At 60.7% G+C, this 11,894-nt stretch carries 11 protein-coding genes; 10 read left to right on the top strand and 1 reads right to left on the bottom strand.

All coding sequences use genetic code 11. From position 1 onward, the window contains the following. The first annotated feature begins 275 nt into the window (after positions 1-275). The 9 genes from ASQ50_RS11470 (at position 276) to ASQ50_RS11430 (ending at position 9,646) form a co-directional block, all read left to right on the top strand. Positions 276-1,493, top strand: a complete 1,218-nt coding sequence (locus tag ASQ50_RS11470; RefSeq protein ID WP_058090809.1) for a multidrug effflux MFS transporter — start codon at positions 276-278, stop codon at positions 1,491-1,493. 152 nt (positions 1,494-1,645) lie between these two features. Beyond that, on the top strand, positions 1,646-2,143 hold the full coding sequence (gene tpx, locus ASQ50_RS11465) for a thiol peroxidase (protein ID WP_058090810.1): 498 nt from the start codon (positions 1,646-1,648) through the stop codon (positions 2,141-2,143). A gap of 330 nt (positions 2,144-2,473) precedes the next feature. Then, positions 2,474-3,757: an MATE family efflux transporter gene (locus tag ASQ50_RS11460; protein WP_058090948.1), complete on the top strand. Its 1,284-nt coding sequence runs from the start codon at positions 2,474-2,476 to the stop codon at positions 3,755-3,757. A gap of 123 nt (positions 3,758-3,880) precedes the next feature. Beyond that, complete coding sequence (locus tag ASQ50_RS11455; RefSeq protein ID WP_058090811.1) at positions 3,881-6,688, top strand: monovalent cation/H+ antiporter subunit A; 2,808 nt, start codon at positions 3,881-3,883, stop codon at positions 6,686-6,688. Next, positions 6,688-7,026, top strand: coding sequence for a Na+/H+ antiporter subunit C (locus ASQ50_RS11450; RefSeq protein ID WP_058090812.1), 339 nt, complete (start codon positions 6,688-6,690; stop codon positions 7,024-7,026). Before ASQ50_RS11455 ends, ASQ50_RS11450 begins: the two co-directional genes overlap by 1 nt. Next, complete coding sequence (locus tag ASQ50_RS11445) at positions 7,023-8,552, top strand: monovalent cation/H+ antiporter subunit D (protein ID WP_058090813.1); 1,530 nt, start codon at positions 7,023-7,025, stop codon at positions 8,550-8,552. The genes ASQ50_RS11450 and ASQ50_RS11445 overlap by 4 nt, the downstream gene beginning before the upstream one ends. Further along, positions 8,549-9,043: a Na+/H+ antiporter subunit E gene (locus ASQ50_RS11440; protein WP_058090814.1), complete on the top strand. Its 495-nt coding sequence runs from the start codon at positions 8,549-8,551 to the stop codon at positions 9,041-9,043. Before ASQ50_RS11445 ends, ASQ50_RS11440 begins: the two co-directional genes overlap by 4 nt. Then, the gene (locus ASQ50_RS11435) at positions 9,036-9,305 is read left to right on the top strand and encodes a K+/H+ antiporter subunit F (RefSeq protein ID WP_058090815.1); all 270 of its coding nucleotides are present in this window, start codon (positions 9,036-9,038) and stop codon (positions 9,303-9,305) included. The genes ASQ50_RS11440 and ASQ50_RS11435 overlap by 8 nt, the downstream gene beginning before the upstream one ends. 11 nt (positions 9,306-9,316) lie before the next feature. Beyond that, complete coding sequence (locus ASQ50_RS11430; RefSeq protein ID WP_058090949.1) at positions 9,317-9,646, top strand: Na+/H+ antiporter subunit G; 330 nt, start codon at positions 9,317-9,319, stop codon at positions 9,644-9,646. On the opposite strand, the gene ASQ50_RS11425 is transcribed toward ASQ50_RS11430, so the two are convergent. Continuing rightward, positions 9,643-10,071 (bottom strand): thioesterase family protein, encoded by a 429-nt coding sequence (locus ASQ50_RS11425; protein ID WP_058090816.1) that lies wholly within the window; start codon positions 10,069-10,071, stop codon positions 9,643-9,645. The two genes, ASQ50_RS11430 and ASQ50_RS11425, sit on opposite strands and share 4 nt — an antisense overlap. Positions 10,072-10,252: 181 nt before the next feature. On the opposite strand from ASQ50_RS11425, the gene ASQ50_RS11420 reads away from it, so the two are divergent. After that, complete coding sequence (locus ASQ50_RS11420; protein WP_058090817.1) at positions 10,253-11,881, top strand: MBL fold metallo-hydrolase; 1,629 nt, start codon at positions 10,253-10,255, stop codon at positions 11,879-11,881. Positions 11,882-11,894 lie beyond the last annotated feature (13 nt).

Raw genomic sequence — 11,894 nt, 5'->3', positions numbered from 1 at the left:
AGCCGTTATTTTTCTGGGCCGGCCGCCCTAGACTCCCCCTCCATATGTTCGCTGGTGAGAGTGGGGTAGTACCTCCCAAAACTGTGCGGAGCCAGGGGTGGAGCGCGGAAGCGCTTCACGGGCTGGCCATGGATGGCCTGCCCAGGACCCTCAGCGCGACGCAGGAGCAATTAGCGCTGAGGGGCGGAGCCCAAGCGTCACATGGATGTGCCGCAAGGAGCGTGTTTTGGGAGGCACTACCCCACTCTCACCCAACTCCGGGGTCAGGAATAACCGTGCTCGCACTCACCAGCATCTGGACCACCATTTTACTCGCCGCCGCGGTCGCCCTCGGGCCGATGGCCATTGATATGTACCTGCCTGCGCTGCCGCAGATTGGGGCTGACTTTAACGCCGGTACCGATCAGGTTCAGTTCACTCTAAGCATCTATCTGATTGGTTTTGCCCTTGCCCAGCTAGTTTGTGGGCCGTTGGCTGATCGTTTTGGCCGAAAGCCTGTGATGATCGGCGGCATGCTGCTGTTTACCCTTGCAAGCATCGGCTGCGCCCTGGCCAGTAACATTGAAACCCTGCAACTGTTCCGGTTCCTGCAAGCACTCGGCGGTTCCGCAGGACCAGTCCTCGGCAGAGCCGTGGTGCGGGACGTTTATACGCCCCGGGAAGCGGCAAAAATTCTCGCCCTGCTGGCCGGCATGATGGCTTTGGCACCGGCAGTGGCACCGACGCTCGGCGGCTTCATCGTAGCCACCATGGACTGGCACTGGATCTTCATCGTCATGGCGGGCTACGCCTTGATCATGATGGCCGTCATCGCCTTCGGCATCCCAGAACCCCTGCGCCCGGAACACCGGCAACCGTTCAGATTCTGCCAGCTCATGAGCAACTACCGCCGAATCAGCACCGACATGACCTTCATCGGCTACACCTTTACCAGCGCCGCCATCTACGGCGGCCTGTTCGCCTTCCTGTCTGGCTCCGCCTTCGTACTGATCGACGTCCTGGGCGTTGCACCGGAACACTTCGGCCTGTACACCGCCATCACCGCCGGTGGCTACCTGATCGGCAACATGGCCTCCATCCGCCTCGCCGGGCGCTACCTCCCAGACCAAATCCTACTCTACGGCCTGGCCACCACCCTCACCGCCGGCGCCACCATGACATTGCTTGCCTACCACAACATCTACAGCCCCTGGGCCGTGGTGCTACCGCAAGCCCTGTTCATGGCCGGCACCGGCATGGTCCTGCCCCAAACCATGGCCGGCGCGTTAGCCAACCACCCCACCATGGCCGGCTCCGCCTCCGCCCTGCTCGGCTTCATCCAAATGGCCGCCGCTGCCGCCGCCGGCGCCCTCGTCGGCATTCTCCACGACGGCACCCCACTGGTGATGGCCATGATTATTGCGATATGCGCAGGGCTCGGCCTGATTGGTTACCTGTTTCTAGTGCAGCGATACCCGGCACCGGGTTTTGAGGCCCAAGGCGCTTCCCACTAGCCACAACATAATCACCCAAAGAATCCCGGAAAAGGCTACGGAGCTTTCTAGAAAGCTATCCACGGATTACTGAAAGGGGATGAAAACTCATCCAAAGTAAGCTACATAGAGTAGATTGCAGAGATCCAAAACCACAAGACAAGGAGCACACCATGAGCAACGTCACCCTGGACGGCAACCCCATCGACGTCAGCGGCAAATTCCCCCAGCCCGGCGAAAACGCCGCCCCATTCACCCTAACCAACAGCGGCCTAGAAGAAGTAAAACTCGACAACTGGCCCGGCAAACGCAAGATTCTTAACATCATCCCCAGCATCGATACCGGCGTCTGCGCCGCCAGCACCCGAAAATTCAACGAAAAAGCCGGCAGCCTCGACAACACCGTCGTCCTCGTCATCTCCGCCGACCTCCCCTTCGCCGCCGCCCGCTTCTGCGGAGCCGAAGGCCTGAACAACGTTGAAACCCTCTCCACCTTCCGCAACTACAGCTTCCAGCAAGACTACGGCGTCGCCATCCAGGACGGCCCCCTTGCCGGTCTGTGCGCCCGTGCGGTCGTGGTCCTCGACGAGAACAACAAAGTGCTGCACAGCGAACTGGTCAACGAAATCAAAAACGAGCCGGATTACGAAGCGGCGCTGAAGGTGCTGTAAAACACCCCCAACCGGGTGGTCAGAGCATTTACGCAGCGTTGATATTGTTTTGGACTACCCGTTCCGAGCTTGGGCTGCGCCGGCAAGACTCCGGCGTTAGGGCAGCCGGTTGGGGTGGGCTTTCCAAAACTGTGCGGAGCCATGGATGGCGGAGCCCAAGCGCCACATGGATGTGCCGAAGGAGCGTGTTTTGGAAAGCCCACCCCAACCGGGTGCTTCCTCCGAAGCCAGACCTGTTAGAATCCACGCCAAGCCCTCAGAACCCAAGGCACCGACCCCCAAGTGCAGAACCAACCGAAAAGCCCAAGCCTGGCCCGCCAGCTCTACCAAATGACCTGGCCCATGCTGTTCGGCGTGCTCTCCCTGATGACCTTCCAGCTCACCGACAGCGCCTTCGTCGGCCAGCTAGGCCGCGACCCCCTCGCCGCCCTGGGCTTCACCGTGCCCATGCAACAACTGGTCAGCGGCATGTACGTGGGCCTCGGCATCGCCACCACCGCCATTATTTCCAGAACCCTGGGCCAGGGCGACAACCTCCGCGCCCAACGTCTCGGCGGCCTCGTCGTCACCATCGGCGCCAGCCTGGCGCTGATCCTGTGCCTCTCAGTCTGGCTATTACAAACCGGGATACTCAACTTCCTCGGCGCCGAAGACCAACTCCGGCCAGCCATCCGGGAATACTGGGTGCCCTGGCTTATGTCCGCCTGGCTTGGCGCCTTGCTCTACTTCGGCTACGCCGTCTGCCGGGCCAACGGCGACACCAAGTTACCCGGCTACATGATGATCGCCACCAGCCTGCTCAACATTGCCCTGGACCCACTGTATATCTTTGTCTTCGGCTGGGGCCTGCCCGGGGCCGCCTGGGCCACCATCACCGCCTTCGGGATCGGTGCTCTGGTGGTTTTCCCGGCATTGGTAAAGCGCCAATGGCTGCGCTTTGACCTGCTGCAACTGCAACTGTCCAAAGCAATCCGACAACTCGGCGGCATCATGGCACCGGCCATGGTCAGCCAGCTGATGCCGCCCCTTTCCGCCATGCTGGCCACCTCGCTGGTGGCCGGTTTTGGCTCCGCCGCCGTCGCCGCCTGGGGGCTGGGTACCCGGCTCGAGTTTTTCTCCATCGTGGTCGTATTGGCACTGACCATGTCCATGCCGCCAATGATCGGGCGCATGCTGGGAGCCGGCGAGCTGGACAACATCCGCAAACTGGTGCGCATTGCCGTGCGTTTTGTGGTGGTCTGGCAACTGTTGCTGGGGCTGGTGTGGCTGGTGGCCTCCGGGCTGGTCGCCACCCTGTTCAGCCGTGATGGTGATGTCCAGGACATCCTGCTGAGCTACCTGCTGCGGGTGCCCCTGAGTTATAGCGGCCTGGGGGTCTGTATGCTGATGGTCTCGATCAACAATGCCCTGGGATTACCCATGCGGGCACTGCTGATCTCAACCCTGCGGCTATTCGCCTGTTACCTGCCAATGCTTTGGCTGGGCGCTCAGTTGTCCGGGCTCACCGGATTGATGACCGGGGCCCTGATCGGCAACCTGGCAGCCGGACTGTTGGCATACAGTCTGTACCGCCAAGGAATGACCCGTTTGCGACAAAAGTACCCGGCCACTTGACGGTTAACAATGAATTAATGTGCTAGTCTTCGGTAATCTGTTTTAGCTATCACGCCCGAGCCTGATCGCTCCGGGCGGATGAACAATTAACCCAAATATTCCTTCCGGGCTACCGGCCTCGCTATGGTACCAGGACTCATCATTTTGCTGCCGGTGCTGGGAGCGTTTGCTTCCTGGTTACTGAGCCGCCGCTCTGACGGCACCAGCATCCGTGCTCATGCACTTCTGGCTGCCGTTGCACCTTTTACCGGCGTCCTTTTGCTGGCAAGCCATTGGCCGCAGGCTTCAGACCAGAACGCGCTGATCACCACTGTACAGTGGATTCCTCAACTGGGGCTGGACCTGTCGTTCCGGCTAGACGGCCTGAGCTGGCTGTTTGCCACCCTGATCACTGGTATTGGCTGCCTGATCATCCTGTACGCCCGCTATTACTTTGACGGCAAAGCCAACGCGCCGCGCTTCTTTATCCTGATCCAGCTGTTCATGACCGCCATGCTCGGCATTGTGCTGTCTGAAAACCTGCTGTTCATGCTGGTGTTCTGGGAACTGACCAGCCTGGTGTCGTTCCTGCTGATCGGCTTTAACTGGTCCAGCCGGGGCGCCCGCCGGGGTGCCCGGATGTCACTGGTGATTACCGGGGGTGGCGGGCTGGCCCTGCTGGCCGGCATTCTGTTGCTGGGCAACATGGCCGGCAGCTTCCAGTTGTCCGACATCCTCTCTCAGGGCGAGGCCCTCAAGCATCACAGCCTGTACCCGCTGATGCTGAGCCTGGTGCTACTGGGCGCATTCACCAAATCCGCCCAGGCGCCTTTCCACCTGTGGTTGCCCCACGCCATGGCCGCCCCCACGCCGGTCTCCGCGTATCTGCATTCAGCCACCATGGTCAAGGCCGGGCTGTTCCTGATGGCGCGTTTGCACCCGGCCCTGGGCGATACCGAGCTCTGGTTTGCCCTGATCACCGTCACCGGCATGGTGACCCTGATGGTGGGCGCCTTTGTGGCCATGTTCATGCATGACATCAAAGGCCTGCTGGCCTATTCCACCATTTCTCACCTGGGCCTGATCACCCTGCTGATCGGCATGGGCAGTGAGATGGCCATGGCGGCGGCCCTGTTCCACCTGGTCTGCCACGCCCTGTTCAAGGCCCCGCTGTTCATGATGGCAGGCTATGTGGATCAGGCCACGGGCAGCCGGGATATGCAGCTGATCAATGGCCTGTGGCGCTGGATGCCTGCTCTGATGATCGTCACCCTGGTGCCGGCGGCCGCCATGGCGGGGCTGCCGCTGATGAGCGGCTACCTGAGCAAGAAGATGCTGTTCTCCGAAAGCCTGCTGGTGACGGCACCCCACTGGGCGGATGTGGTGATCCCGGCCTGGGTCACCGTGGCCGGTCTGTTCTCGGTGGCCTATTCGGTGCGCATCTTCCACAACGTTTTCTTCAATGGCCAGCCACGGGATCTGCCGGTGTGGCCGCCAAAGCGTAAGCCGGCCGCCGCATTGTTGCCGCTGGCCATTCTGGCGACGTTATCGTTGCTGGTTGGCTTGGCTCCCCAGTGGATCTACGACCACCTGGTGCATCTGGCGGTGCTGCAGACCACCGTGTCTCATTTACCGGCGTATGATTTCAGTGCCCTGTCCGACGCCCACACCCCAGCGATGATGAGTCTGGCGGCCATGCTGGGCGGGCTGGCGGTTTACAGCGCCCGCAAGCCGCTTTTTGCCATCCATGCACGACTACCGGAAGTGGACGCCAAGGACATTTTTGAAACCGCCATGCAGCGCACCATCCGCTTCTCCCAAACGCTGGTTTATCGCCTGGAGAATGGCTCGCTCCAGCGATACCTGGCCCTGATCCTGTTAACCACCGTCGCCCTTGTGGCCTGGAGCCTGCTCGGGCTGGAGCGGTGGCGCGGGCCGGTGCCATTGAGCAGTCTCGATCCGCTAGTGGTGTTTGGCATCAGCATCCTGTGTCTGTCGGCCATTGGCGTGACACTGTTCCACCGCCACCGCTTGCCGGCCCTGTTGCTGTTGTCGGTCACCGGCCTGTTTGTCACCCTCACCTTTGCCTGGTTCTCCGCGCCGGACCTCGCCCTGACGCAACTGTCAGTTGAAGTGATGGCGGTGGTGATCATGATGCTGGCCCTGTCGTTCTTACCCCAGAGCTCACCCAAGGAATCCCGCTTTCCCAGAATTGCCCGTGATCTGTTCGTGGCCCTGGCCGCCGGCGGCGGTGTGGCTGCATTCACCTTTGCCGTGCTGACCCGACCGGTAAACTCCATTTCCGACTTTTTCCTGGCCAACAGTGTGCCCGGAGGCGGCGGCACCAACGTGGTGAATGTGATCCTGGTGGATTTCCGGGGGTTCGATACCCTAGGTGAGATCACGGTACTGGGCATTGCCGCCGTGGCGGTGTTCGCCTTTACCCGCAACCTGAATCTGAAAAAACGGGTGGCGGAATCCGGCCACTCCCATTGGGTAGCAGAGCCCCATCCGGTCATCCTGCAGATGGTGGCGCACATGGCTTTGCCCATTGCCCTGCTGGTGTCGGCGTATATTTTCCTGCGCGGCCACAACATGCCTGGGGGCGGTTTCATTGCGGGATTGGTCACGGCCGTCGCGCTGACCCTGCAATACATGGCCGGTGGCCTGGTCTGGGCCCAGGCGCGCATGCGTACGCACTTCCGCTCGCTCATTGGTGCGGGGCTGCTGATCGCCATGTTCACCGGGGTTGCCAGTTGGGTGTTCGGGTATCCGTTCCTGACCACCACCTTTGCTCATCTGCACTGGCCATTGATCGGCGAGTTCGAATTGGCCAGTGCGCTGCTGTTTGATCTGGGCGTTTACACCACTGTGGTCGGGGCAACCCTGTTGATTCTGGCAAACCTGGGCAAACTGATGACCATAGCCGGCCCCGGCAAGGAGGTAGGCTGATGGAATTGCTGATCGCAGTGGCTCTGGGCGTGCTTACCACTTGTGGGGTGTTTCTTATTCTGCGTGCGCGCACCTTTTCCGTGGTGCTGGGCCTGACCTTGTTGTCGCACGCAGTCAACTTGTTCCTGTTCAGCATGGGCCGGCTGACAACCGGCGCCCCGGCCATCGTCGGGCTCACTGAAACCAGCGCAGACCCGCTGCCCCAGGCGCTGGTGTTAACCGCCATTGTGATCAGCTTCGCCATGACCGCCTTTGTGGTAGTGCTGTCGCTGAAAGCCGCAGTGGAGTTGCGAAACGATCACGTAGACGGTGAAAACCCGAACGAGGACCGGCCATGACCCACCTGATGATTCTGCCGGTCGTCATCCCCATGCTGGCCGCCGCCTGGTTGCTGGTAAACCACCGGGCCAGTATCGGCCGGCAACGGGTGTGGAGTATTCTGTCCACCAGTTTGCTGGTGGCGCTGGGCGTGTGGGCGGTTATTGCGGCGCAAACCGATTACCACACCTACTGGCTGGGCAACTGGCAGCCGCCGTTCGGCATTGTGCTGGTGCTGGACCGGCTGAGTGCAATGATGCTGCTACTGGCCGCCTTACTGGCCCTGTTCTGCGTGCTCTATGCCAGCCGGGGCAGCGACCGGGAGGGTTCCCACTTTCATGCCCTGTTCCAGTTCCAGCTGATGGGCATTAACGGCGCCTTCCTGACCGGTGATCTGTTCAACCTGTTCGTGTTTTTCGAGATCCTGCTGCTGGCTTCCTACGCCCTGTTGCTGCACGGCGGCGGCCGGGCCAGAAGCCGGGCGGGCTTGCACTATGTGATCATCAACCTGCTCGGCTCTGCCCTGTTCCTGCTGGCCCTTGGCATTCTTTACGGCCTGACCGGCACCCTGAACATGGCCGACCTGGCGGTGCGGATTGCCGCCGCCAGCCCCGATGACCAGACCCTGCTCAAAGGTGCCGCCCTGCTGCTGATGGTGGTGTTCGGTATCAAGGCCGCAATCCTGCCACTGCTGTTCTGGCTACCCAGGGCCTATTCGGCCTCCAGCGCTCCGGTGGCGGCGCTGTTTGCCATCATGACCAAGGTAGGCTTTTACGCCATGGTGCGGGTGCTTCTGGTTGTGTTCGGGCTCGACCCGACGCAGCCCCTCAATGCCGGGGTGTTCCTGTGGCTCTGGCCCCTGGCGCTGGCCACCCTGGGCCTTGGTGCCATTGGCGTGTTGGGGGCCGCCAGCCTGCGTACCATGGCGGCGTACCTGGTGATTATGTCCAGCGGCTTGCTGATGGCCAGTTTTGCCATGGCCGAAGCCACCGTGCTGGCCGCTAGCCTGTTCTATCTGCTGCACAGCACCTGCCTGGCCGCGGTATTTTTCCTGCTGGCTGACCTCATCGGCCGGCAGCGGGCCGACGGCTACGACTTGCTCTCGGTAACCGCACCTCTGACCCATCGCTGGACCCTGGGCACGCTGTTCCTGGTAGCGGCAGTCAGTATGGCGGGGCTGCCGCCGTTCTCAGGGTTTGTTAGTAAAGCCTGGCTGCTGCAGAACGCCATCACGCACCCGCACTACCTGTGGCTCTGGGGCATTACCCTGATTGCCGGGTTATTCATGATTGCCGCACTCAGCCGAGCCGGCTCCGGCTGGTTCTGGAAACCGGAGCCGTTCAGCGGCCGCCAGCGCCGCAAGCTGGACCCGGCGCGCGTGGCCACGGTGTCAGTGCTTATTGGTATCAGTGGCGCCCTGGCCCTGTTTGCCGCGCCGGTGATGGAGTATATGACTGCAACCGCAGGCCAACTCTATCATCCGTCCGCCTATGTTGAGGCGGTGCTCGGTGAGCCCGCCACGATAACGGGAGGGCTCACCCCATGAACTGGTTACAGCGCTGGGTGCCACACCCCCTGTTCGCCGGCTTTCTGCTGCTGTTATGGCTGTTGATGAATGAGTTCAGCTTTGCTCACCTGTTGCTGGGTGCGGTGCTGGCGGTGGTGATTTCCCGGGTCACCCAGCCGTTCTGGCCGGAGCATTCAAAGGTCAAGCATCCGGGTAAGTTGCTGCGCTACCTTGGCCGGTTATTGATGGATATTCTGAAATCCAACCTGATTGTCGCCCGGCGCATTGTGTTCTATTCCCGGCAGCTGGAACCGGGGTTCTTCACTTACCCTCTGACCCTGACCGACGATTTTGCCGTGACCATTCTGGCCAGCACCATTTCGCTGACCCCGGGCACGGTGAGCGCCCACTACGATCGCGAGGGCCGGTGCCTGTTGATCCACTGCCTGCATCTTGAGGATGAAGTAGCACTGATCAAAGACATTCGCGAGCACTACGAGAAGCCGTTACAGGAGATTTTCGATGATTGAATGGGCGGTTAACCTGGCGATCACTGTGTTTGCGATTGCCATCCTGCTGAACCTTTACCGGCTGGCCATCGGGCCCGACATCGTTGACCGGATCCTGGCGCTGGACACACTGATGATCAACAGTATTGCGTTGATTGTGCTGTTTGATATCCGGTTGTCGCTGGGCATCCTGTTTGAAGCTGCCATGCTGATTGCGCTGATGGGGTTTGTCGGAACCGTGGCAATGACCAAGTACCTGTTGCGGGGGGATGTGATCGAATGACTGCGTCAACCATGCCGTTCGTTCTTGAGTTGGTGATTTCGCTGTTCCTGGTGGCCGGTGCCTTGTTTGCGCTGATTGGCTCTATTGGCCTTGCAAGGTTGCGGGATTTTTTCATGCGTCTGCATGGGCCCACCAAGGCCAGCACCCTGGGCCTGGGCTGTTTGCTGATCGGCTCGTTGCTGTTTTTCAGTTTCCAGCGCGGCGCGCTGTCCGTGCATGAGGCGATTGTGACCGTTTTCCTGTTTGTGACGGCGCCAGTCAGCGCCCATATGATGGCCAAGGCCGCCCTGTTCCGGGGTGTGGATAAGGGCGGCCCGAGCCGGAATTACCCGGACCGTTAGCCGGCAAACCTGGCCCGGAAGCTCTCGGGCATGGGGGTGACTTCCCGGGTTTTGTAGTTGAAGAACACAAAACCGTATTTGGCCATGGCCACCGATTGGCCGGTGTCGGCTTTGGTGACCCGGAACACGAAATCCCCGCCGTATTTGTTGAAATCCATCAGGCCTACTTCGAAGCGGAGCATGTCCGGGTAGAAGGATTCGCCCTGGTACATGGTGGCCAGGTCGGTGACGATAATGCCGGTGCCGTTCTGGTCGGCTTCTTCGATGCCGTGTTCGACCAGGAACTGGGCGCGGGCTTCGGAGAGCATGGAGATGAGGGCGTCGTTGCCCAGGTGGTTGGCGCCGTTGATGTCGGTGATTCTGACGGGCATTCGCGTTTCGAAGCTGAAGGCGTTGTCCGGGAATTCGAGTTTGATTCTTGCCACGGGGGTGTCCTGATCTGGTTCAACATTGGATTGGGCTGAATCATACGCTTCCGGTTGTGACTTCTCATCTTATGGTGCTATCGGGTATCTTGCTTCTTGTTCCTGCGCTTTTTGTTTCGGAGTAAGCGGCGCTTGGGACTTCCTGCATGTGCCCAATAAAACGTCATAATAAGAGTTACTTATGGATATTCGCCCGGCTGCCACCCTGGTTCTTACCCGCGATACCGAAAACGGCATTGAAGTGCTTCTGCTGCAACGAACATGGGAGGCCATTTTCCTGCCTGGTTACTATGTGTTTCCCGGCGGAGCGGTGAACGAGCAGGAGTCGGAGGCGCAGCCGCATGTTGTGGGTGTTGAAGACGCGGATATCAGTCAGACCATGAGTCTGGACGAAGGCGGTGCCGACTATATGCTGGCTGCAGTACGGGAGTGTTTTGAGGAGGCGGGGGTTCTGCTGGCTCAGGACGGCAGCGGTCAGCTCATCGGTGCGGACCATCCGGTACTTGGTGAGCGGCAGGCGTTGTTTCGGGAAGAGGTGTCGCTGGCGCAGTTGTGTGAGAAGCATGGGCTGGTGGTGCCGCTGGACCGGTTGGCGTATCTGAGCCATTGGGTGACACCGCCGGGGCCGCCGCGGCGGTTTGACACGCGGTTTTTTGTGGCGGTGGCGCCGGAAGGGCAACGGGCCGGGCATGATGGTCAGGAGACGATTGATCATGTGTGGATGTCGCCTGCGCAGGCGTTAGAGGAGCATCGGGCAGGCCAGCGTTTGTTGGGGTTGCCGACGATCCGTACCTTGCGGGTGTTGTGTGATTTCAGTTCCACCGCCGAGCTGATGCGCCATGCCCATGCCAATCCACCCGAGGCGTTTCCGACCGATCCCTGGCCGGCGCTTCGCAAGGGCAAGCCGGTGATGCTGGAGCCAAACGCGCCGGCTTACGATGAGGCGGTCAAGCTGGACCCGGAGGGGGAAGGCACCACCCGGGCGGAGATTGTGCCCGGTGAGCCGGTGGAGGTGGCGGCCGGTGTAGTACGGTTGACGGCACCGAACCCGGGGATGATGACCGGGCCCGGCACCAATACCTATATTCTGGGTTTTGAGCGGTTTACAGTGATTGACCCCGGGCCCGCAAACGCGGCCCACATCGAAAAGATTCTGGAAGTGACCGGCGGGGTGGTGGACCAGGTGCTGGTAACCCATACCCATCTGGATCATTCGCCGGCGGTATTGGAGCTGAAGCAACGGACAGGGTGCCGGGTATTTGGCTGGCCGGCCCCGGAGGGCGCGGGGCAGGACCAGTCCTTCAAGGCGGACGATGAGCCGGAGCATGGCGACCTGATTGTCAGCGAGGCGGGCATCCTGAAGGTAATTCATACCCCCGGGCATGCATCCAACCACCTGTGTTTCCTGCTGATGGACCAGGAGCTGCTGTTCTCAGGTGATCACATCATGCAGGGCTCAACGGTGGTGATTAATCCACCGGACGGCGACATGAAAGCCTACGTGGAATCGCTGTATGAACTGCTGGATGAGGCCATTCGCTTCATCGCCCCCGCCCACGGCTTTCTGATGGGGCAACCGGAGGCGGTGATTGATTACCTGATCACCCATCGGTTATCGCGGGAGCACAAGATCTTCCGGTCACTTCAGGCCCTGGCGCCGGTGTCCCTGAAAGATCTGACGGCGAAAGCCTACGACGATGTGCCTGCGGCCATTCATGGATTGGCAGCACGATCAGCCCTGGCACACCTCCTCAAACTTGAGGCAGAACAACGGGCATACCAGTCAGACAACCTCTGGCATACTCACTAAGCCTGCTACCGGG

The sequence above is a fragment of the Marinobacter sp. LQ44 genome (genome assembly GCF_001447155.2).
Taxonomy (GTDB): domain Bacteria; phylum Pseudomonadota; class Gammaproteobacteria; order Pseudomonadales; family Oleiphilaceae; genus Marinobacter.
This window is presented reverse-complemented; position numbering and strand designations above follow the sequence as displayed.

What these genes read in the sequence shown, in the direction of transcription:
- ASQ50_RS11430 (WP_058090949.1), top strand. Translation starts at nt 9,317, where the DNA reads ATGCCGTTCGTTCTTGAGTTGGTGATTTCGCTGTTCCTGGTGGCCGGT.
- ASQ50_RS11450 (WP_058090812.1), top strand. Translation starts at nt 6,688, where the DNA reads ATGGAATTGCTGATCGCAGTGGCTCTGGGCGTGCTTACCACTTGTGGG.
- ASQ50_RS11445 (WP_058090813.1), top strand. Translation starts at nt 7,023, where the DNA reads ATGACCCACCTGATGATTCTGCCGGTCGTCATCCCCATGCTGGCCGCC.
- ASQ50_RS11440 (WP_058090814.1), top strand. Translation starts at nt 8,549, where the DNA reads ATGAACTGGTTACAGCGCTGGGTGCCACACCCCCTGTTCGCCGGCTTT.
- ASQ50_RS11420 (WP_058090817.1), top strand. Translation starts at nt 10,253, where the DNA reads ATGGATATTCGCCCGGCTGCCACCCTGGTTCTTACCCGCGATACCGAA.
- ASQ50_RS11460 (WP_058090948.1), top strand. Translation starts at nt 2,474, where the DNA reads ATGACCTGGCCCATGCTGTTCGGCGTGCTCTCCCTGATGACCTTCCAG.
- ASQ50_RS11455 (WP_058090811.1), top strand. Translation starts at nt 3,881, where the DNA reads ATGGTACCAGGACTCATCATTTTGCTGCCGGTGCTGGGAGCGTTTGCT.
- tpx (WP_058090810.1), top strand. Translation starts at nt 1,646, where the DNA reads ATGAGCAACGTCACCCTGGACGGCAACCCCATCGACGTCAGCGGCAAA.
- ASQ50_RS11435 (WP_058090815.1), top strand. Translation starts at nt 9,036, where the DNA reads ATGATTGAATGGGCGGTTAACCTGGCGATCACTGTGTTTGCGATTGCC.